The sequence below is a fragment of the Streptomyces sp. NPDC002564 genome (genome assembly GCF_042889645.1).
Classification (GTDB): Bacteria; Actinomycetota; Actinomycetes; order Streptomycetales; family Streptomycetaceae; genus Streptomyces.
Genome location: NZ_JBIARE010000008.1, coordinates 1 through 21,160, shown reverse-complemented (window position 1 = coordinate 21,160; position 21,160 = coordinate 1). Strand labels below are relative to the sequence as shown.

Annotated in this window: 19 protein-coding genes; 4 read left to right on the top strand and 15 right to left on the bottom strand. The window is 69.9% G+C overall.

Annotation, left to right across the window (positions count from 1 at the left end):
• Window positions 1–124 precede the first annotated feature (124 nt).
• Together pafA and ACFYXE_RS26660 are read right to left on the bottom strand one after the other, a co-directional pair.
• Window positions 125–1,486 (bottom strand): Pup--protein ligase, encoded by a 1,362-nt coding sequence (gene pafA / locus ACFYXE_RS26665; RefSeq protein ID WP_361178442.1) that lies wholly within the window; start codon window positions 1,484–1,486, stop codon window positions 125–127.
• Between the two features lie 9 nt (window positions 1,487–1,495).
• Window positions 1,496–2,755, bottom strand: a complete 1,260-nt coding sequence (locus ACFYXE_RS26660) for an MFS transporter (RefSeq protein WP_361178439.1) — start codon at window positions 2,753–2,755, stop codon at window positions 1,496–1,498.
• A gap of 153 nt (window positions 2,756–2,908) precedes the next feature.
• On the opposite strand from ACFYXE_RS26660, the gene ACFYXE_RS26655 reads away from it, so the two are divergent.
• Window positions 2,909–3,934, top strand: a complete 1,026-nt coding sequence (locus ACFYXE_RS26655) for a LacI family DNA-binding transcriptional regulator (RefSeq protein WP_361178437.1) — start codon at window positions 2,909–2,911, stop codon at window positions 3,932–3,934.
• Between the two features lie 68 nt (window positions 3,935–4,002).
• Here ACFYXE_RS26655 and prcA read toward each other — a convergent pair whose 3' ends face one another.
• The 6 genes from prcA to arc all read right to left on the bottom strand — a co-directional run bounded on the left by prcA (window position 4,003) and on the right by arc (window position 9,786).
• Window positions 4,003–4,791, bottom strand: coding sequence for a proteasome subunit alpha (gene prcA / locus ACFYXE_RS26650; RefSeq protein ID WP_389316325.1), 789 nt, complete (start codon window positions 4,789–4,791; stop codon window positions 4,003–4,005).
• A 53-nt stretch (window positions 4,792–4,844) separates the two neighbouring features.
• The gene (gene prcB, locus ACFYXE_RS26645; RefSeq protein ID WP_361178432.1) at window positions 4,845–5,690 is read right to left on the bottom strand and encodes a proteasome subunit beta; all 846 of its coding nucleotides are present in this window, start codon (window positions 5,688–5,690) and stop codon (window positions 4,845–4,847) included.
• Window positions 5,642–5,935, bottom strand: coding sequence for an endonuclease domain-containing protein (locus ACFYXE_RS26640; protein WP_361178464.1), 294 nt, complete (start codon window positions 5,933–5,935; stop codon window positions 5,642–5,644). Before ACFYXE_RS26640 ends, prcB begins: the two co-directional genes overlap by 49 nt.
• Before the next feature lie 21 nt (window positions 5,936–5,956).
• Window positions 5,957–6,175 carry a ubiquitin-like protein Pup gene (locus tag ACFYXE_RS26635; RefSeq protein ID WP_150165888.1) on the bottom strand — a complete coding sequence of 73 codons (219 nt, stop codon included), beginning with the start codon at window positions 6,173–6,175 and terminating at the stop codon, window positions 5,957–5,959.
• Window positions 6,176–6,294: 119 nt separating this feature from the next.
• The gene (gene dop, locus ACFYXE_RS26630) at window positions 6,295–7,806 is read right to left on the bottom strand and encodes a depupylase/deamidase Dop (RefSeq protein ID WP_361178430.1); all 1,512 of its coding nucleotides are present in this window, start codon (window positions 7,804–7,806) and stop codon (window positions 6,295–6,297) included.
• A gap of 213 nt (window positions 7,807–8,019) precedes the next feature.
• Complete coding sequence (gene arc, locus ACFYXE_RS26625; RefSeq protein ID WP_361178428.1) at window positions 8,020–9,786, bottom strand: proteasome ATPase; 1,767 nt, start codon at window positions 9,784–9,786, stop codon at window positions 8,020–8,022.
• 254 nt (window positions 9,787–10,040) lie between these two features.
• Here arc and ACFYXE_RS26620 point away from each other — a divergent pair, with 254 nt between their 5' ends.
• A complete protein-coding gene (locus ACFYXE_RS26620) occupies window positions 10,041–10,352 on the top strand; it encodes a ferredoxin (RefSeq protein ID WP_361178426.1) in 312 nt (103 codons plus the stop codon).
• 55 nt (window positions 10,353–10,407) lie between these two features.
• Here ACFYXE_RS26620 and ACFYXE_RS26615 read toward each other — a convergent pair whose 3' ends face one another.
• The 3 genes from ACFYXE_RS26615 to ACFYXE_RS26605 all read right to left on the bottom strand — a co-directional run bounded on the left by ACFYXE_RS26615 (window position 10,408) and on the right by ACFYXE_RS26605 (window position 13,713).
• Window positions 10,408–10,995 carry a hypothetical protein gene (locus ACFYXE_RS26615; RefSeq protein ID WP_361178424.1) on the bottom strand — a complete coding sequence of 196 codons (588 nt, stop codon included), beginning with the start codon at window positions 10,993–10,995 and terminating at the stop codon, window positions 10,408–10,410.
• Window positions 10,996–11,213: 218 nt separating this feature from the next.
• Complete coding sequence (locus ACFYXE_RS26610) at window positions 11,214–12,116, bottom strand: tRNA (adenine-N1)-methyltransferase (protein ID WP_358709697.1); 903 nt, start codon at window positions 12,114–12,116, stop codon at window positions 11,214–11,216.
• A gap of 64 nt (window positions 12,117–12,180) precedes the next feature.
• On the bottom strand, window positions 12,181–13,713 hold the full coding sequence (locus tag ACFYXE_RS26605; RefSeq protein WP_389316319.1) for a site-2 protease family protein: 1,533 nt from the start codon (window positions 13,711–13,713) through the stop codon (window positions 12,181–12,183).
• Window positions 13,714–13,842: 129 nt separating this feature from the next.
• Here ACFYXE_RS26605 and ACFYXE_RS26600 point away from each other — a divergent pair, with 129 nt between their 5' ends.
• On the top strand, window positions 13,843–14,724 hold the full coding sequence (locus tag ACFYXE_RS26600) for a RecB family exonuclease (RefSeq protein ID WP_361181181.1): 882 nt from the start codon (window positions 13,843–13,845) through the stop codon (window positions 14,722–14,724).
• 14 nt (window positions 14,725–14,738) lie between these two features.
• Window positions 14,739–15,410, top strand: a complete 672-nt coding sequence (locus ACFYXE_RS26595) for a response regulator transcription factor (RefSeq protein ID WP_030782872.1) — start codon at window positions 14,739–14,741, stop codon at window positions 15,408–15,410.
• 154 nt (window positions 15,411–15,564) lie between these two features.
• On the opposite strand, the gene ACFYXE_RS26590 is transcribed toward ACFYXE_RS26595, so the two are convergent.
• The 4 genes from ACFYXE_RS26590 to ACFYXE_RS26575 form a co-directional block, all read right to left on the bottom strand.
• Window positions 15,565–17,151: an ABC transporter substrate-binding protein gene (locus tag ACFYXE_RS26590; RefSeq protein ID WP_389316316.1), complete on the bottom strand. Its 1,587-nt coding sequence runs from the start codon at window positions 17,149–17,151 to the stop codon at window positions 15,565–15,567.
• 60 nt (window positions 17,152–17,211) lie between these two features.
• Window positions 17,212–18,819 (bottom strand): ABC transporter substrate-binding protein, encoded by a 1,608-nt coding sequence (locus tag ACFYXE_RS26585; RefSeq protein ID WP_361181179.1) that lies wholly within the window; start codon window positions 18,817–18,819, stop codon window positions 17,212–17,214.
• Window positions 18,820–19,157: 338 nt separating this feature from the next.
• The gene (locus tag ACFYXE_RS26580; RefSeq protein ID WP_389316313.1) at window positions 19,158–19,892 is read right to left on the bottom strand and encodes an HAD family hydrolase; all 735 of its coding nucleotides are present in this window, start codon (window positions 19,890–19,892) and stop codon (window positions 19,158–19,160) included.
• A gap of 101 nt (window positions 19,893–19,993) precedes the next feature.
• Window positions 19,994–21,160 (bottom strand): vitamin B12 dependent-methionine synthase activation domain-containing protein (locus ACFYXE_RS26575; protein ID WP_389316311.1); only part of this gene is annotated, 1,167 nt, incomplete at its 5' end.

The window sequence follows — 21,160 nt, the reverse complement described above, 5'->3', positions numbered from 1 at the left end:
CGGTCGATCTTGTGGGTTGGCGTGCGCGCAACTCTACGGCGTGAGAAGGGCGCCGTACGAGGAACGTACGGCGCCCCGCGTTGCGTTCCCACAACGCCACTCCGATCACATGACCCCCATCGGGTCACATCCCCGCGATCAGCTTCTCCACCCGGTCGTCGACGGACCGGAAGGGGTCCTTGCACAACACCGTGCGCTGTGCCTGGTCGTTGAGCTTGAGGTGGACCCAGTCGACCGTGAAGTCCCGGCGCTGCTCCTGGGCCCGCCGGATGAAGTCGCCGCGCAGCCGCGCGCGGGTGGTCTGCGGCGGCACCGACTTGCCCTCGAAGATCTTCAAGTCGTTGCAGATCCGGGCGGCTTGCCCCTTCTTCTCCAGGAGGTAGTACAGCCCCCGGCGGCGGTGGATGTCGTGGTAGGCGAGGTCTATCTGGGCGACCCGCGGGTGGGACATGGTCATGTTGTGCTTGGCCCGGTACCGCTCGATGAGCTTGTACTTCATGACCCAGTCGATCTCGGTGCCGATCCGGTCGAGGTCCTCGGCCTCGATCGCGTCCAGCGTGCGGCCCCACAGTTCGAGCACCTGCTCGACGGTGCCGGTGCGGATGCCCCGGCGGTCGACGAAGTCCACGGCCTTCTCGTAGTACTCGCGCTGCACTTCGAGGGCCGAGGCCTCGCGGCCGCTGGCCAGGCGCACCTTGCGGCGTCCCGTGATGTCGTGGCTGACCTCGCGGATGGCCCGGATCGGGTTCTCCAGGGTGAGGTCGCGCATCACGGTGCCCGCCTCGATCATGCGCAGCACGAGGTCGGTGGCGCCGACCTTGAGGAGCATGGTCGTCTCGGACATGTTCGAGTCGCCGACGATGACGTGGAGCCTGCGGTAGCGCTCGGCGTCCGCGTGCGGTTCGTCGCGGGTGTTGATGATCGGCCGCGAACGCGTGGTCGCGGAGGACACCCCCTCCCAGATGTGCTCGGCCCGCTGGCTGACGCAGTACACGGCGCCGCGCGGAGTCTGCAGCACCTTGCCCGCGCCGCACAGCAGCTGCCGGGTCACCAGGAACGGGATGAGGATGTCCGCGAGCCGGGAAAACTCCCCGTGACGGGCCACCAGATAGTTCTCGTGGCAGCCGTAGGAGTTTCCCGCCGAGTCGGTGTTGTTCTTGAAGAGATAGACGTCGCCCGCGATTCCCTCCTCGTGCAGGCGGCGTTCGGCGTCGACGAGCAGGCCTTCCAGAATGCGCTCGCCTGCTTTGTCGTGGGTGACCAGCTCGGTCACGTTGTCACATTCGGGTGTGGCGTATTCCGGATGTGAGCCCACGTCGAGATACAGACGGGCGCCGTTCCGCAGAAAGACGTTGCTGCTGCGGCCCCATGACACAACACGGCGGAAGAGGTAGCGCGCCACCTCGTCAGGAGACAGACGACGCTGTCCCCTGAACGTGCATGTGACGCCGTACTCGTTCTCCAGCCCGAAAATGCGGCGGTCCATGACTGAACATTACGCCTGATGCCCGGCACTGAAACCGGGTTCGACGGCACCGTTTCGATCATTTTCCGATGAACCCGCAACAACCCCCGTTTCCCCGGTCGCTTCCAGTACCCGACCTGTGGCCAGCAAAACCAGGAGGGCGCCCGCGCCCGCAGCCCCGGGGACCGCGAACCCCCACACGGTCCCGCCCCACTCGACGACCGGGCCCGCGGCGGCCGTCCCCAGGGAGGCGCCGACCGTGAAGGTGGTGACGAGCCAGGAGAACGCCTCGGTGACCGTCCCGCGCGGGGCGTGCCGGTCGACGATGATGAAGGCGCACGCGAGGGCCGGCGCCAGGAAGACGCCCGCCAGGGCGGCGAGCGCGGTCATGGCGACCGGGCCGGGCGTGAGCGTCAGCGGCGCGTAGCAGACGGCGAGCAGGGCCACCAGGAGCGTGAGGCGCCGCTCCGGCACCCCGCTCCACCGCCGCGCCCCGTACACGGAGCCGCCGATCAGGGCGCCGAGCCCGAGGGCCGCCATCATCCAGCCGTACACCGCGTCGCCGCCGTGCTCGTCCGCGTACGACACGCCGGCGACGGTGATCGAGCCGAGCGCCGTGCCGACGAAGAGGAAGGCCCCGAGGAGCGCGAGGAGGCCCGGCGAGCGCAGGGCGCCGAGCCAGTGCGCCTCCCGGGGCGCCGAGCGCCACGCGCGCGAGGGGTGCGACATCACCACGGAGAGGGCCCCCAGCACGCCCACGGCGTTCACGACGAGCAGCGCGGCCTGCTCCGACCAGAGGGCGACGCACCCGGTGACGAGCAACGGGCCGACCGTGAACATGACTTCCTGGGCGATGGCGTCCATGGCGTAGGCCGTGTGGACCTGTTCCTCCTTGCCGAGGACGCTCGGCCACAGGGCGCGCAGGCCGCCCTCCAGGGGTGGCGTGAAGAGTCCGGCGACGCCCACGGAGAGGTGGGCGAGGGCGAGCGGATCCGGCCCCGTGAAGGCGAAGACGGCCATGCCGAGGGCCGACACCAGGGCGGCGGGCAGTTGTACGCGCGGCTGGCCGTACAGGTCGACCAGGCGCCCGAGGAGCGGCTGCCCGATCGCGTTGGCGACGCCGTACACGGCGGCGAAGGCGCCGGCCAGGCTGTAGGTGCCGCCCTCGGCGCGGACGAACAGCACGATGGCGATCGCGGCCGTGGCGTTCGGGAGCCGGCCCACCAGCGTCCCGGCCAGCAGGCGCATCGCGTATCTCGTCCGGAGGATCTCGGCGTATCCGGCTGCCATGGCTTCCCGCCCTCTCCCCCGGCGCCGTCGCCCGGGGTTTTACGTATAACTTCGAGCGTCATACGTACCATGAGCGCAGTCCGCTGTCCACGGGGACCGCCCACGGGGGCCACCGCTCTCGCCCCGTGCGGGCACGACATCCGGGAGGTGCCCGTGGCCGGGCCACTGCAGGAAGCCGGGGGCGCGCGCCCCACGAGCCGCGACGTCGCCCGCGCCGCGGGGGTCTCCCAGGCCACCGTCTCCCTGGTGCTCGGCGACAAGTGGCGCGGCCGGGTCGCCGAGCCCACCGCCGAACGGGTGCGGACCGCCGCGCGGGAGCTGGGGTACCGCCCCAACCTGGCGGCCCGCAACCTGCGCCTGGGCCGGACCAGGACGGCCCTGCTGGTCGTTCCCGAGCTCACCAACGAGTTCTTCGCGCACGTCTACACCGGCGTGGCCCGGGTCGCCGCCCGGCACGGCTTCGGCGTGGTGCTCTACCCCTCCCCCGACGGCATCGACCGCCCCGCCCGCGACCCGTTCGCCTCGGCGCGGGCGTCCCTGGACGGCGTGCTGGCCTCCTCCATGGCCTCGGACGTGCTCGCCGCCATCCGCGGCGACGACCTGCCCCTGGTGATGCTCGACAGCGACCCGGCGGGCAGCCTGGGCGCCGCCACCGTCAACCTCGACCTGGCCGACGGCATGCGGCAGGTGACGGAGCATCTGCTGGCCCTCGGCCACCGCGACTTCCTGCACCTGGCGGCCGCCGTGGACTCCTGGACCTTCGACGTGCGCGCCGATGCCCTCGCGCGGGCCCTGGCGGGCACGGACAGCGCCGTGCGCCGGGTGGCGGCCCCGCTGAACGTCGAGGAGGCCCGCGTGGTCGCCGAGGCCGCCCTGTCCGCGCCGGGACCCCGGCCCACCGCGGTCGTCTGCGACGACGACTTCCTGTCCGCGGGCGTCTGCAAGGCGGCCCGGCGGCTGGGGCTGCGCGTGCCCGAGGACGTCTCGGTGACCGGCTTCGACGACCTGACGCTGGCGACCGCCGTCGAGCCCGAGCTGACCACGGTCCGGCTGCCCGCCGAACGGTTCGGGGAGCGCGGCATGGAGTCGCTGGTCGCCGTCCTGGAGGGCCGCGCCCCGGAAGCCGCGCCGCTCGCCGTCGAGCTGGTCGTGCGCGGCTCCACGGGCCCGGCCCGCTGACCCCGAGCACACGAAAGAGCCCTGCGCCCCGGCCTGCGGGCCGGGACACAGGGCTCACCGCGCTACGACTACTCGACGTCGCCGCCGGACGTCGGCGTGGCGCCACCGCCGTCCGTGTCGGCCTCTGTCTCGGTGTCCGTGGCCGCGTCCGTCGCCCCGCCCTCGTCGAGCAGGCGGGAGAGCTGACGGCCCACGATGCGCTTGAACTTGCGCTGCTGCGGCCGCGTCCGGTCCAGGACGGCCACTTCGAGGCGCTCGGCGGGGATCTCCCGCTCGCTGCCGTTGGTGTCGCGGGACAGCGCCTGGACGGCGAGCTTGAGCGCCTCGGCCAGCGTCATGCCGTCCCGGTGGCGCTGATCGAGGTAGGTGCTGATCTGTTCGGCGTTGCCGCCGACGGCGACCGAGCCGTGCTCGTCCACGATCGATCCGTCGTGCGGCAGGCGGTAGATCTGGTCGCCGTCCGGCGTGGTGCCGACCTCGGCGACGACCAGCTCGACCTCGTAGGGCTTCTCGGCGTTGCTGGAGAAGATCGTGCCGAGGGTCTGGGCGTAGACGTTGGCCAGGCCACGGGCCGTCACGTCGTCCCGGTCGTAGGTGTATCCGCGCAGGTCGGCGTAGCGGACGCCGCCGATGCGGAGGTTCTCGTACTCGTTGTACTTGCCGGCGGCGGCGAAGCCGATCCGGTCGTAGATCTCGCTGAACTTGTGCAGCGCACGGGACGGGTTCTCGCCGACGAACACGATGCCGTCGGCGTACTGCATCACGACAAGGCTGCGACCCCGCGCGATGCCCTTGCGGGCGTATTCCGCCCGGTCGGCCATGGCCTGCTGGGGTGAGACATAGAACGGCGTCGACACCGGATCCGTCCCTTTCTGTCAAAAAACTTCAGTCAGTGGCGAATTCGGAGCGATCAGAGCAGCGCGGCCCGGGGGCCGTCCGGCTGCTCCAGGCGCTTCTCCAGGATCGCCCGCGCGATGGCGGAGGACTCCTCCTCCGTCAGCCGGCGGAATCCCTCGTCGGAGATGACCGTGACGATGGGGTAGATGCGGCGGGCCACGTCCGGGCCGCCGGTCGCCGAATCGTCGTCGGCGGCGTCGTACAGCGCCTGGACGACCAGTGTGGTCGCCTGCTCCTCGGTGAGACCGTCGTGGTAGAGCTTCTTCATCGCACCGCGCGCGAAGACCGAGCCCGAGCCGGTCGCCGCGTAGCCGTGCTCCTCCGAACGCCCGCCCGTGACGTCGTACGAGAAGATGCGCCCCTTCTCGCGGTCCACGTCGTACCCCGCGAAGAGCGGGACCACGGCGAGGCCCTGCATGGCCATGCCGAGGTTGCCGCGGATCATCGTGGACAGGCGGTTCGCCTTGCCCTCCAGGGAGAGCGTGGCGCCCTCCACCTTCTCGAAGTGCTCCAGCTCCAGCTGGAAGAGCTTGACCATCTCCACGGCCAGGCCCGCGGTGCCGGCGATGCCCACCGCCGAGTACTCGTCGGCCGGGAAGACCTTCTCGATGTCGCGCTGTGCGATCACGTTGCCCATGGTCGCGCGGCGGTCACCGGCGAGGACGACACCGCCGGGGAACGTCACGGCCACGATGGTCGTGCCGTGCGGCGCCTCGACCACGCCCTGGGTGGGCGGCAGTTGACGGTTGCCGGGCAGGATCTCGGGCTGATGCTCGGAAAGGAAGTCCATGAAGGACGACGAACCGGGCGTCAGGAAGGCTGCCGGCAGACGCCCTGTGCCACGAGTATTGGCTTCCACGAGGTTCCTTCCAGGTAGGCGGCAGCCCGACGAACAGTGTCGGGATCGTCTCCCAACGTGCCGATGGCCGAATTGCAGTTGAAGCACGTTCTGCCAGGGACCTTACCCGGCCCGCGGCGGTGATCCACATGGATCCGACGTGCCCGATCGTGCGCGAGGACTGCCCGCGGCCCGGCTTGCCGGGACCGCGGGCAGCACTTCACCTCGCCACCTTCAGGCACTCTTTGAACCTTCCGTTCCACCATGGATTCGAAGGTCAAAGGGATCTACTGTCCGCCCTTTTGCACGAAGGAGCGCACGAAGTCCTCGGCGTTCTCCTCGAGGACGTCGTCGATCTCGTCCAGGACGGAGTCCACGTCGTCGCTCAGCTTCTCCTGGCGCTCCTTGAGGTCCTCCGAAGCCTGCGCGTCCTGCGTCTGCTCCTCGGTCTCCTCGGTGGGACGCGTCGCCTTCTGCTGCCCGCCGCCGGTGTCCTTGGTCGCCATCTACCTCACCCCGCTCGGTTAGACGTTCTTGATCAGACCCTACAAGCGCGGTCCGACATCGGCCCCTCACTTCCGCAACGTCGGGGGACCACTTCGATGATTCCCCCGCGCCGGGCCTTTCAGCCCCCGGAGAGCACCCGCACCAGGTCTTCGGCGGTGCGGCAGCGGTCCAGGAGTTCCTTGACGTGGTTCCTCGTGCCGCGCAGGGGCTCCAGCGTGGGCACCCGTTGCAGAGAGTCACGGCCGGGGAGATCGAAGATGACCGAGTCCCAGGACGCCGCGGCCACGTCGTCCGCGTACTGCTCGAGACAGCGGCCCCGGAAGTAGGCGCGCGTGTCCTCGGGCGGCTTGGTGGTGGCCCGCTCGACGTCCGCCTCGTCGAGGAGCCGCTTCATCTTGCCCCGGGCCACCAGCCGGTTGTACAGGCCCTTCTCGGCCCGTACGTCGGCGTACTGGAGGTCGACCAGGTGGAGGCGGGCCGCGTCCCAGTCCAGGCCGTCACGGCGGCGGTAGCCCTCCATCAGCTCGCGCTTGGCGACCCAGTCCAGCTCGCCGGACAGGCTCATCGGATCGCTCTCCAGCCGGCCGAGCACGTCCTCCCAGCGGGCCAGGACGTCCTTGGTCTGGTCGTCCGCGTCCGCGCCGTACCGCTCCTCGACGTACTTGCGGGCGAGCTCGAAGTACTCCATCTGGAGCTGCACCGCGGTCAGTGATCGACCGCTGCGGAGCGTGACGAGGTGCTTGAGCGACGGGTCGTGCGAGACCTGGTGCAGCGTGCGCACCGGCTGGTCCACGGCGAGGTCCACCGCGATGAAGCCGTCCTCGATCATCGCGAGGACGAGCGAGGTGGTGCCCAGCTTCAGATAGGTCGAGATCTCCGAGAGGTTCGCGTCGCCGATGATGACGTGCAGCCTGCGGTACTTCTCGGCGTCGGAGTGCGGCTCGTCGCGGGTGTTGATGATGGGCCGCTTGAGCGTCGTCTCCAGGCCCACCTCGACCTCGAAGTAGTCGGCGCGCTGGCTGAGCTGGAAGCCGTGCTCGTGGCCGTCCTGGCCGATGCCGACGCGTCCCGCGCCGGTGACGACCTGGCGGGAGACGAAGAAGGGCGTCAGGTGCCGCACGATGTCCGAGAAGGGGGTCTCCCGCTTCATCAGGTAGTTCTCGTGCGTGCCGTAGGACGCGCCCTTGTTGTCGGTGTTGTTCTTGTAGAGGTGGATCGGCTGGGCGCCGGGGAGCTGTGCCGCGCGCTCGGCGGCCTCGGCCATGATCCGTTCGCCGGCCTTGTCCCACAGGACCGCGTCCCAGGGATTGGTGATCTCCGGCGAGCTGTACTCGGGGTGTGCGTGGTCGACGTACAGGCGTGCGCCGTTGGTCAGGATGACGTTGGCCAGGCCGATGTCCTCGTCGGTGAGCTGGCTGGAGTCGGCGGACTCGCGGGCGAGGTCGAAACCCCGCGCGTCCCGCAGCGGGTTCTCCTCCTCGAAGTCCCAGCGGGCGCGTCGCGCCCGGTGCATCGCCGCGGCATAGGCGTTGACGATCTGGGACGAGGTGAGCATGGCATTGGCGTTCGGGTGGCCGGGGACGGAGATGCCGTACTCCGTCTCGATGCCCATTACTCGCCGTACGGTCATGCGGCCCTCCTTGCCCGGCGGCGCTCCCGTTCGGGAACGGCGCTCAAGTACCGCTGGTTCTCCGGTGCGTGTGCGGTGCCCGTCCCCGCACTGCGCGACTCGGCGGTACCGAAGAGCCTAGAACGCCTTTGCGCTGGTGGGGAGATCATTGCCTTCATTGAAAAGCAGACGGCTGCGGGTACCCGTGAAGGACACCCGCAGCCGCCCTGGTTATTACAGGTACTGACCGGTGTTCGCCACCGTGTCGATGGAGCGTCCGGTGTCCGCGCCCTGCTTTCCGGTGACAAGGGTGCGGATGTACACGATCCGCTCGCCCTTCTTTCCGGAGATCCTGGCCCAGTCGTCCGGGTTGGTGGTGTTCGGCAGGTCCTCGTTCTCCTTGAACTCGTCGACGCAAGCCTGCAGGAGGTGAGCGACCCTAAGGCCCTTCTGGTTCGCCTCGAGGAAGGCCTTGATGGCCATCTTCTTGGCGCGGCCCACGATGTTCTCGATCATGGCGCCGGAATTGAAGTCCTTGAAGTACAGGACTTCCTTGTCGCCGTTGGCGTACGTCACCTCGAGGAAGCGGTTCTCCTCGGACTCCGCGTACATCTGCTCGACGACCGACTGGATCATGCCGTGCACCGTGGCGCGCCGGTCGGCGCTGTGCTCGGCGAGGTCGTCCGAGTGCAGCGGGAGCCGCTCGGTGAGGTACTTGGCGAAGATGTCCTTCGCCGCCTCGGCGTCCGGGCGCTCGATCTTGATCTTGACGTCGAGTCGTCCGGGCCGCAGGATCGCGGGGTCGATCATGTCCTCGCGGTTGGAGGCGCCGATCACGATGACGTTCTCCAGGCCCTCCACACCGTCGATCTCGGCGAGCAGCTGCGGGACGATGGTGTTCTCCACGTCCGAGCTGACACCGGATCCGCGGGTGCGGAAGAGGGACTCCATCTCGTCGAAGAAGACGATGACGGGGGTGCCCTCGCTCGCCTTCTCCCGCGCACGCTGGAAGACGAGACGGATGTGCCGCTCGGTCTCGCCGACGTACTTGTTGAGGAGCTCGGGGCCCTTGATGTTGAGGAAGTAGCTCTTCCCCGCCGGCTGCCCGGTCACCTCGGCGACCTTCTTGGCGAGGGAGTTGGCGACGGCCTTCGCGATCAGCGTCTTGCCGCAGCCGGGGGGCCCGTACAGCAGCACACCCTTGGGCGGCCGCAGTTCGTGCTCCTTGAACAGGTCGGGGTAGAGGTACGGAAGCTCGACCGCGTCCCGGATCATCTCGATCTGACCGCCGAGGCCGCCGATCTTCTCGTAGCTGATGTCGGGAACTTCTTCGAGGACGAGCTCTTCGACCTCGCTCTTGGGCACGACCTCGTAGACGTACCCGGAGCGCGGTTCGAGCAGGAGGGCGTCGCCCGGCCGGATGGTGACGTCGAGGAGGGGTTCGGCGAGCCGCACCACTCGTTCTTCGTCGGTGTGTCCGACCACCAGGGCTCGATCGCCGTCCTCGAGGATCTCCTTGAGGGTGACGATGTCGCCGACGCTCTCGAACTCCATGGCCTCGACCACGTTGAGCGCTTCGTTGAGCATTACTTCCTGGCCGCGCCTGAGCTCTTCGAGCTCCACGCTCGGGCTGACGTTCACCCGGAGCTTGCGGCCCCCGGTGAAGATGTCCGCCGTGCCGTCCTCGTTCGCCACGAGGAAGACGCCGAAGCCGGCCGGCGGCTGCGCGAGCCGGTCGACTTCCTCCTTGAGGGCCACGATCTGGTCGCGGGCCTCACGGAGCGTATTGGCGAGCCGCTCGTTCTGCGCGGACACGCCGGCCAGATTGGTCTGCAGCTCGACGATCCGCTCTTCGAGAATCCTCGTATGACGCGGAGAGTCGGCGAGCTTGCGTCGCAGGACGGCGATTTCCTGCTCGAGATAGGCAACCTGACCGGCGGGGTCCTCAGACCCTCGCCCGGGCCGGATGCCGCGGTTGATGTCGTCGTCGTGGGCTGCCACGGTCCTCACCTCCTCCAAGGGGAGCTGGACGCTTCCAGACCCTACCTGGGTGGGTGTCGATTGAAACCCCTAGATCACAAAGACGATGGGGGTGTGTCCGATCTTCACCCTTGCGCTCTCCCTCACGCCAGCTGAATACCCACCGAACAACATCGGAAAGCGGGCGGTTGTATCGTCGAAGTGTTCAACACCCGTCAGGGCTGGCCCGACTTGCTGCAATCGCGGGCCTCCCGGCGCAGCGACCGGCAGGAGAGATGACCGTGCGGCACGAGGCCGAGACCGGCAGTGAGGGCCACGATCTGGAGGTCTGGATCGACCAGGACCTCTGTACCGGGGACGGCATCTGCGCGCAGTACGCGCCGGAGGTCTTCGAGCTGGACATCGACGGCCTCGCCTACGTGAAGAGCGGCGAGGACGAGTTGCTCCAGGCCCCAGGGGCCACGACCCCGGTGCCGCTGACGCTCCTCACCGACGTCGTGGACTCCGCCAAGGAGTGCCCCGGCGACTGCATCCACGTACGTCGGGTTTCGGACAGGGTCGAGGTCTACGGACCCGACGCGGCCTGAGGGCCCCGAGGACGAGCGACCCCGGCGCGGCCCGTGGGCCGCGCCGGGCGGCCCGTCAGACGCTGCGCGCCCCGGCGGGCGTCGTCCGTGCGAACGCGCCGTCCTTCCACTGCCACTTGGCCCGGTCCTCCTGGTCGGGGCAGCAGCGGGGCACGTCGGGCGAGGAGTAGCCGAGCAGGGTGGCGGTGACCCCGCCGTCCCGCACGGCGAAGTCGGTCACGTTCTGCCGGTCCTTCGGGTCCACCAGGGTGGCGACCACCCGGGGCTTGCCCGCGCCGGACCTGGTGATCACGTAGATCCCGTCGGGCGGGGTGCCGGAGCCGGCCTCGCAGTGCACGACGGCCACCGTCTCGGGCCTGCCGTCGCCGTCGAGGTCGCCGGAGGCCTTCTTCTTCACCACGGGCTGCACCGGGCCGCAGTCGATCGGGAAGTCCACGGACGCGGGGTCGGGCGCGGGGGCCGGGGCCGGGGCGCCCGCGGTGGCGCGGGGCTGCGGTCCCGGGCCCGTCTGGGCTGCGGTGGCGGCATCGGGCTGGAGGAACGCGGAGGCCGCGACGACGGCGGCCAGCGCGGCCGCGGTGGCCAGCCAGTGGACGGGACGGGTGAGGGTGTGTGCCAGTTCCGGGACCGCGGGGTGCTGCACGAGGAAGTGTCTCCTGTGAGGGCGTGCCGGTGGGGAGGTGGCCAGCATCGTGCCATACGTCACAGTGCGGTGGAACACCGGGGTCCGGTGGTCTTCACGGTGCTCGCGCGGTACGCGGCCGGTACCCCGTCAACGAAACGGCGCCGCCGCCGAGTTCCCTGGTCGGTCAGGGAACTCGGCGGCGGCGCCTGCTCATTGGCCGCGGGCGCCCGCGCGGGTCAGCGCGGGGTGCCGCCGTCGGCGTTCGGCCCGGAGTAGTCCTCGCCGTACGCGCCCTTGGCGGGGCGGCGGCGCCGCATGGGGGGCTCCACGCCGTCCGCGAGGCGGCGGGCGGTGAGCAGGAATCCGGTGTGTCCGATCATACGGTGGTCCGGACGGACCGCCAGGCCCTCGATGTGCCAGTTGCGGATCATCGATTCCCAGGCGGTGGGCTCGTTGAAGCCGCCGATCTCGCGGATGGACTCGACGGTCCTGGCGAGCTGGGTGGTCGTCGCCACGTAGCAGCACAGGATGCCGCCGGGGACGAGCGCCTTGGAGACGCCCTCCAGGCACTCCCAGGGGGCGAGCATGTCCAGGATGACGCGGTCGACCTCGGTGTCGCTGAGGTTGTCCTGAAGGTCGCCGACGGTCAGCTGCCAGGCCGGGTGCGGACCGCCGAAGTAGCGCTCCACGTTCTGCTGGGCGATCTCGGCGAAGTCCTCGCGGCGCTCGTACGAGTGCAGCATGCCCTGGTCGCCGATGGCGCGCAGGAGGAAGCTGCTGAGCGAGCCGGAGCCCACGCCCGCCTCCACGACGCGCGCGCCGGGGAAGATGTCCGCGAAGGCCAGGATCTGCCCCGCGTCCTTGGGGTAGACCACGGCGGCGCCGCGGGGCATGGACAGGACGTAGTCGGGGAGCAGGGGTCGCAGCGCCAGATAGGCGACGTTTCCCGTGGTACGGACAACACTGCCCTCGGGAGCGCCGATCAGCTCGTCGTGCGGGAAGGAACCCTTGTGGGTGTGGAAATTCTTCCCGGCCTCGAGCGTGAACGTGTAGTGGCGTCCCTTGGGGTCGGTGAGCTGGACCTGGTCCCCGACCTTGAAGGGCCCGCGACGGCGGGCGGCACCGGTCGGTTCGGACATGTGACCAGCCTACCGGCCCCCGCGCGGGCCGCCGACCATGGCCGCGGGCGCCGGGGCCCGGGGGCTAGGAGGGGCGGGCCATGGCCTTGACGAAGGCGCGCTCCACGTCGGCGGCGGACAGCACTCCGTAGATCTCGCCGGACTCCTCGACCACCAGGTACTCGGTGGCGGGGGTGGCCCGGAGGGTGTCGAGCAGCTCCTCCCCGGCGAGCTCGGCGGAGATCCGCATGCCCTCGGTGATGTCCTGGGCGAGGCCGCCGACGCTCACCCAGGGGCGCCGGTGCTGGGGCACGGAGACGATGGCGGCCTCGCGGACCACGGACATCGGGTCGCCGTCGGCGTCGACCACCACGAGGGCGCGGGCTCCGGCGTCGTTGGCCCTGCGCAGCGCCTCGGAGAGCGGGGTGTCGGTCTCCACCGGGACGGCACGGCGGGTCAGGGTGCGGGCGCGCAGCTCGGGCAGGTGCTCGCGCAGGCGGGCCATCCGCAGGCTGTTTCCCGCGCCGGTCCAGATGATCGCGGCGAGGATCGCGGCGAGCAGGGCGTCGGTGACGGTGTCCATGCCGCCGATGTCCTGGGCGTCGCCGCCGAGGGCGCCGGACTGGTTGAGCAGCGGGAGCCCGATGAGGACCGAGATGGCGAGGGCGCGGCCGACCCAGGCGGCGGCGACGGTGCCGCTCATGGGCTTGCCGGTGATCTTCCAGACGACGGCGCGGAGCATCCGGCCGCCGTCCAGCGGCAGGCCGGGCAGCAGGTTGAAGACGGCGACGATGAGGTTGGAGATCATCAGGCCGGCCAGCAGGACGCCGGGGACCGTGCCCGGCTCGACGGCCTGCATGCCGGCGTAGAACACCCCGGCGAGGACCAGCGAGAGCAGCGGGCCGACGAAGGCGAGGACGAATTCCCTGCCGGGCGTCTCGGACTCCTTCTCGATCTCCGAGACGCCGCCGAAGAACTGCAGCTGGATGCGGCGCACCGGCAGCTTGAAGCGCAGGGCCGCGACGGTGTGGGCGAGCTCGTGGACGAGCACGGAGGCGTAGAAGGCGACCGCGAAGAAGAGCGAGACGAGGTAGCGGGCGCCGCCGAGCTCGGGCAGGACGCGGTCGAGCTGGTCGCCGAAGACCCAGGTGATGAGGGCGGCGACGAGGAACCAGCTGGGCGCCACGTAGACGGGCACGCCGAACGGCCGGCCCATGAGCAGTCCGCCGCCGGGGCCCTTCTGCGCCTTGGGCGGGACCGGGCCGCCCTTGCCCGTGGGCCCGCCGCTCGCGGCCCGGGGGCGGCGCGGCTCGGCGGGCGGCTCCTCGGGGGGTGCCTTGGTGAAGGAGGTACGGGGCCGGGGCTCGGGGTGCGGCGGTGGGCCCTCGGGGCCCCGCGGGTCCGCCGGGGGCGTGTCCGCGCCGTCCTGGCGCGGCCGCGCCGGGGCGTCGGCCGGGTCGGCCGGGCGTCCCGGTCCACCGGCCGCGTCTGCCGGGCGCGTCGGCTCCCGGGCCGTGTCGACCGGGCGCGCCGGCTCCTGGGAGCCGTCCGTGCCGTGCGGCCGCAGGTCCTCGGCGCCGTCGGACTGCGGCCTGCCGCTCCCGCCGCTTTCGTCCACGATGTCCCCTCGTTCGAAGCGTCCCTCGCCCCAATATGGCGTGGTTACCCGCACGATCATGCAGGGCGAGAGGGTCTGTCGTCGATGGTATGCGGCTGTTGTCGGTGGCGGGTCGTAGGGTCTGTCCTCATGGAAACCAGCTCCGACGGTGCCGTGGCGGCCGTGCGCCCGGCGTCCCTGTCGCCCTCGCGCGCGGGCGATTTCATGCAGTGTCCGCTGCTGTACCGGTTCCGGGTGATCGACAAGCTGCCCGAGAAGCCGAGCGAGGCGGCGACCCGGGGCACGCTGGTGCACGCGGTCCTGGAGCGGCTCTTCGACGCGCCCGCGGGCGAGCGCACGGCGCCGCGCGCCAAGTCGCTGATCCCGGGCCAGTGGGACCGGCTGCGGGAGTCCAAGCCGGAGCTGACGGAGCTGTTCGCCGACGACCCGGAGGGCGAGCGCATGGCGCGCTGGCTGGGCGACGCGGAGCGGCTGGTGGAGCGCTGGTTCACGCTGGAGGACCCGACGCGTCTGGAGCCGGCCGAGCGGGAGCTGTTCGTGCAGGCCGAGCTGGACTCGGGGCTGAAGCTGCGCGGCATCATCGACCGGGTGGACGTGGCCCCCTCGGGCGAGGTCCGCATCGTCGACTACAAGACGGGCAAGGCCCCGCGTCCGGAGTACGCGGAGGGCGCGCTCTTCCAGATGAAGTTCTACGCCCTGGTGGTGTGGCGCCTGAAGGGGGTCGTGCCGCGCCGTCTCCAGCTCGTCTATCTGGGCAGCGGCGACGTGATCACGTACGACCCGGTGGTGGCCGATCTGGAGCGGGTCGAGCGCAAGCTCCTCGCGCTGTGGGAGGCCATCGAGCTGGCGACGGAGACCGGGGACTGGCGGCCGCGGCCGACCAAGTTGTGCGGTTGGTGCGACCACAAGGCGGTATGTCCTGAATTCGGGGGGACTCCCCCGCCGTATCCGCTTCCGGTGAGGGCGCCCGAGTCGGCGCAGGGCGAGCAGGGCAGAATGGGCCCGGGCTAGCTAAGGAGACACACGTGGCCATCCGCGTCCTACTGGTCGACGACCAGCCGCTGTTGCGCACCGGCTTCCGCATGATCCTGGAGGCCGAGCAGGACATCGCGGTCGTCGGCGAGGCCGGAGACGGCCTGCAGGCTCTCGACCAGGTCCGGGCGCTGCAGCCCGACGTGGTCCTGATGGACATCCGCATGCCGCGGATGGACGGGGTCGAGGCCACCCGGCAGATCACCGGTCCCGGCCGGGACGGCCCGGCGAAGGTGCTGGTCCTGACCACCTTCGATCTCGACGAGTACGTGGTGGAGGCGCTGCGCGCGGGCGCCAGCGGCTTCCTGCTCAAGGACGCCCCGGCGAACGAGCTGGTGCAGGCGATCCGGGTGGTCGCCGCGGGCGAGGCGATGCTGGCGCCGAGCATCACCCGCCGGCTCCTCGACAAGTACTCCGCGCACCTGCCGTCCGGTGACGAGCCGGTGCCGGACACCCTGCACACGCTCACCGACCGTGAGGTGGAGGTCCTGAAGCTGGTCGCCCGCGGCCTGTCGAACGCGGAGATCGCCGCGGACCTCTTCGTGAGCGAGACGACGGTGAAGACCCACGTCGGCCACGTCCTGACGAAGCTGGGCCTGCGCGACCGGGTGCAGGCCGCGGTGTACGCGTACGAGAGCGGTCTGGTGCGCCCCGGAGCGCAGTAGCCGCGGCTCCGGCGCGGCGCACTCGCCCGCGGCCCGCTCCTCCGCGGCAGCGAACGACGAAGGTGGCCGTCCCCGTGCGGGGGCGGCCACCTTTTCGTCGGTCCGCTCTTCGTCGGTCCGCTTTTCGTCGGTCCGCGGTGGCGCGGGGCCCGGCTCAGCCCTTGCTGAGCTCCCAGAAGCGGAAGACCGTGGAGGCGTCGAGGCAGGACTCCAGGCCGTAGACGCTGTCGCGGACCACCGCGTACTGCTTGGCCTGCCACACCGGCAGGACGGGCAGCTCCTTGGCCACGATGTCCTGCAGCTCGCCGTACTGCTTGTCGGTCCTGCCGCGGTCGCTCTGGGTGGCCGTGCCGGGGATGATCCGGCCGGTGATGGCGTCGTTCTCGAAGTGGTTGCCGAGGACGTTGCCCTTGCCGAAGAACGGCTGGGTGAAGTTGTCCGGGTCCGGGTAGTCCGGCACCCAGCCCTTCACGTAGACGCCGTACTTGCCGGCCGCGATGTCCTTCTCGTACTGGTCGAACTCGACGGACTTCACGTCGGCGTCGAAGAGGCCGGACGCGTTGAGCTGCTTGGCGATCGCCTTGAGCTCCTGGTCGGTGGCCGGGCCGTAGCGCGAGGGGGTCGACCAGAGCGTGAGCTTGGCCTTGCCCTCGATGCCGTCGCCGCGCAGCGCCGCCGCGGCCTTCGCGCGCTGCGGGCGGGCGCCGTAGGTGTCGAAGAACGCGGTGTTGTGGCCGCCGATGCCCGCGGGGACGATCGAGTACAGCGGGGTGGCCGTGTCCTGGTAGACCTCCTTGACCAGGGCGTCCCGGTCCAGGAGGTAGGCGATGGCCTTGCGCACGCCGAGCTTGCCGGCCACCGGGTCCTTCATGTTGAAGACCAGGTGCTGCACCTCGGCGCTGGTGCCCTCGACGATGTCGAGGTCCTGGCCGTCGTCGGAGGTGTCCCGCTCGATGTCCGCGATGTCCGCGGCGGCGAGGCCTCGGTAGGCCACGTCGACGTCGCCGCCCACGAGCGCCTTCTTGAGGCCCTTCTGGTCGCCGTGGAAGAACTTGATGGCCACGCCGTCGTTCTTGGCCTTGGCGGAGCCGCGGTAGTCGGAGTTGACGGAGAAGGACGCCCGCTCCTTGCCGAAGGAGTCCAGCCGGTAGGGCCCCGATCCGACCGCCTTGCCGTCCGTGCGCAGCGCGTTCATGTCGTACTCGCGGTGGTCCACGATGGAACCGGCGCCCGAGGCGATCTTGCTGGGGAAGGTCGCGTCGGAGTACTTCAGCCGGAAGACGACGGTCTTTGCGTCCGGCGCCTGCACCCGGTCGAGCATCGGGAACATGATCGCCGGACCGGCGTCGTCGTTGATGTTCCGCATGCGGTCGAAGGAGAACTTGACGTCCTTGGACGTCAGCGCGTTGCCGTTGCTGAACTTCAGCCCGTCGCGCAGCTCGCACTTGAAGACCCGCGCCCGGGAGTCCGTGAAGCCGCACTCCTCGGCGGCCTCCGGCTGGGGCTCGGTGGCGCCCTTGGGGAAGCTCAGGAGCGACTGGAAGACGTTGTTGAACAGGAGCCAGGACCCGGGGTCGTAGCCGGATGCCGGGTCGGTGGCGAGGACGTCGTCGGACATCCCCATCACGACCGCGTCGCCCGTGTCCCCCGCGCCGCCCTGCTCCGTGCCGCAGCCGGTCAGCAGGGCGGCGGCGAGCCCTCCCGTGAGGGGAAGGGCAAGCCACTGGTTACGACATTTCACGTACGTGCCTTTGGTGTGGTGGTCGTTCGCTGGAACTTGGGGCGGGCCCCGGAGCGGAGGTCAGCCGCTGACGCCGCGGCCGAGCTCCCACAGTTGGAGGTTCGACGAGGAGTTGAGCGCCCACTCGACGCCCGTGATGTCGTCGCGCGCCGCGATGTACTGCTTGCCCTGCCACAGCGGCAGCACCGGCACGTCCTGGGCGACGATGTCCTGGATGCGGCGGATGGGCTTGGAGGCGGCGAGCCGGTCGGCCTCGCGGCGGGACGTCGGGATCAGCTGGTCGTTGATCGTGTCGTTCACGTACGGCGAGCCGAGGAAGTTGTCCTTGTCGAGGAACGGCGCGAGGAAGTTGTCCGCGTCGGGGAAGTCGGGGAACCAACCCATGCCGTACGCCGCGTACTTGCCGTTGCGCTCGGCGGCGCGGAAGGTGCTCCACGGCACGCCCTTGATCGACACGTCGAACAGGCCGGAGTCGTTCAGCTGCTTCCGCAGCAGCTCGAACTCCTTCTTGGTGCCCGGACCGTAGTGGTCGGTGGTGTAGTGCAGCGTCATCTTCACCGGGGTGGTGATGTTGGCCTTGCTCAGCAGGGAGCGGGCCTTGGACGTGCTCGGGTTGCCGTACTGGTTGAAGAACGAGTTGGCGTGCCCGGTGATGGTGGACGGCACGAGCGAGTACAGCGGGTCGGCCGTCGAGCCGTACACCGAGGAGGCCAGTGCGCCGCGGTCGACGATCTGCGCCATCGCCTGCCGCACGGCCTTGTTCTTGGCCGTCGGGGCGTCGGTGTTGAAGGCGAGGTAGCGGATCTCCAGACCCTGCATCTCGACGAGGTCGATCTTCTTGCTCGTCGACGCGTCGAGCTTCTTGACCTGCTCGGGCGACATGGTGCGGGTCATGAGGTCGATGTCGCCGTCGTCGAGCGCCTTGCCCATGGCGGCGGTGTCGGCGAAGTTGCGCAGCTCCACCTTGTCGCTCTGCACCTTGAACGCGCCCTTGTACTTGGGGTTCTTGGTGAAGACCGTCTTGACCAGGCGGTTGTCCGTGACCTCCTGCTTGGCGGTGTACGGTCCGGAGCCGTCCACGTCGAAGCCGTCGCGCAGCTTGTTCTTGCTGTAGTGGTCCTTGCTGATGATGCCCGCGGTGGGCGTCGCCAGCTTGAAGGGGAACGTCGCGTCGGGGGTCTTGAGGTGGAAGACGATGTCGCGGTCGCCCTGGACCTCGATCTCGTCGACGTTGGACACCAGGCCGTCGGAACCGCTGGGGTCCTTGATCTTGATGTCGCGGACCCGCTCGATGGAGAACTTCACGTCGGCGGCCGTCAGCGGCTTGCCGTCGGAGAACGTCAGGCCCTTGCGCAGGGTGCAGGCGTACCGCTCGTTGCCGGTGTCGGTGAAGCCGCACTGCTCGGCGGCCTCGGGCTGCGGGTCGCCGCCGCCGCGCGGCATGGCCATCAGCGTCTGGACGGTCTGGCGCAGCAGGTTCCAGGAGCCGGCGTCATAGGCGTACGCCGGGTCGAAGGGCGCCGGCACCTCCTTGGAGATGGCGAACGCGTCCGTGGTGCCGACCGCGATCGGCTTGTCGCCGTCGCCACCGTCCGAACCACCGCACGCGGCGAGCGCGGGGGCCAGCAGACCTATGACAGCCGGCAGCACCAAAGTCTTGCGGTTCATGCTCGACGTTCTCCAGAGCTCTTGATTCCCGTGAATCCCGCAACGCGGGGTGAGGGTTGGTGGGGCACGGGGGGTGGGGCGATGTTCTCGCGACGAGATTAGTCCGCACCAGACGAGCTCCGAAGGCGGCATGAGCCCGCCTTCCATCACGCTGCGAAACCGGGCGTGCTCACACTGATAACCCGACACCGGAAGGTTTCGTGCACGCATCCATCAATCAGGACACAACGTCCCGCCGTCCGCGGGCACGAAAGGGCGCACTGCATACGTGTGCGCCACTGTCGACCCCCGGTCGAGTGGGAAACGTCACACCCCTGAGGAGGCTTACGACGGAACTGTCAGAGAGTCATCAGGCCTTGCAGGAAAGGCAGGTTGACGTGTTCCAGGGAGGGCACCACTGTGCGGCCCGCGGCGGCGGGGATGGGCGCGACGGACGGCACGGCCACCACGCGGCAGCCCGCGGCCTCCGCCGAGGCGACGCCGGTCGCGGTGTCCTCGATGACGGCGCACCGGGCGGGGTCGACGCCGAGCCCGCGGGCGGCCAGGAGGTAGGGGTCGGGGTGGGGCTTGGTGCGGGCCACCTCGTCGCCCGCGACGGTCAGTTCGAAGTGGTGGGCGCCGATCGAGTCGAGGACCCGGTCGATGATGCGGCGGTGCGAGGCGGAGACCAGGGCCATGGGCACCTGGTGCGCGCTGAGCTCGGCGAGCAGGCCCGCGGCGCCGGGCATGAGGGGCAGGGAGCGGCTGATGCGGTTCTCGAAGCCGTCGTTGAGCAGCACGGTGAGCTCGGGGATCGTGATGTCGGCGCCCGTCGCCTCGATGAGGAACCCGGCGCTGCGCGTCATGGGGCCGCCGACGACGACATCGCGCCATGCCTCGTCGAGGGCGTGGCCGAGGGAGGCGAAGACCTCGACCTCGGCGTCCCACCAGAAGCCCTCGGAGTCCACGAGTGTGCCGTCCATGTCGAGCAGGACGCCCTGCAGCGCGGAGCCTTCGGGCGTAGGGGCATCCCCTGCCCGAGTGGACCCGGGAGCGTGGGGAGGGGTGCCGAGCGCGGGAACCGTACTGGTCATGCGACCACACCTTCCGTAAGGGACGAGAAGGCCGGCTGCCTCCTTCTGACGGGAAGGCAACCGGCCTGCACTGGACCGACCAGTGTACGACTGCGCCGGGATCAGCGCGCGTTGAAATATTTCGCCTCGGGGTGGTGGATGACGATGGCGTCGGTGGACTGCTCGGGGTGGAGCTGGAACTCCTCGGAGAGCTGGACGCCGATCCGCTCGGGCCGGAGCAGCTCGGCGATCTTGGCGCGGTCCTCCAGGTCGGGGCAGGCGCCGTAGCCCAGCGAGAAGCGGGCGCCGCGGTACTTCAGCGCGAACATGTCCTCGACGTCCGAGGGGTCCTCCCCGCCGAATCCGAGTTCGGTGCGGACGCGGGCGTGCCAGTACTCGGCCAGGGCCTCGGCGAGCTGGACGGACAGGCCGTGCAGTTCGAGGTAGTCGCGGTAGGAGTCGGCGGCGAACAGCTCGGCGGTGGCCTCCCCGATCCTCGAACCGACGGTGACGACCTGCAGGCCCACCACGTCCGTCTCGCCGGACTCCTCCGGACGGAAGAAATCAGCCAGGCAGAGACGGCGGCCGCGGCGCTGGCGCGGGAAGGAGAAGCGGGTCCGCTCGTTGCCCTCGTCGTCCAGGATGATCAGGTCGTCGCCCTTGGAGACACACGGGAAGTAGCCGTGCACGACGGCCGCCTCAAGGAGGTTGTCGGTCTGCAGGCGGTCCAGCCAGCCGCGCAGCCGGGGCCGCCCCTCGCTCTCGACCAGCTCCTCATACGAGGGCCCGTCGCCCTTGCGGGCCTGCTTGAGACCCCACTGCCCCTTGAACAGGGCACCCTCGTCCAGCCAGCTCGCATAGTCCTTGAGCGGGATGCCCTTGACCACGCGGGTGCCCCAGAACGGCGGCGTCGGCACCGGATTGTCGACGGCCACGTCCGAACGGGCCGGCCCCTCGTCCTCGGCGACCTCCAGGACGGCGGCGGAGGCCTTGCTGGGCACCCGGCGCTGCTTGAGCTCGGGCAGCACGGCCCCCGGCACGCCCCGCTTGACCGCGATCAGCGCGTCCATCAGACGCAGACCCTCGAACGCGTCGCGCGCATAGCGCACTTCACCCTCATAGATCTCATGCAGATCCTGCTCCACATACGCACGCGTCAGCGCGGCACCACCCAGAATCACCGGGAAATCAGCCGCCATCTTGCGCTGATTGAGCTCCTCCAGGTTCTCCTTCATGATCACCGTGGACTTCACCAGCAGCCCCGACATCCCGATCACATCGGCCCGATG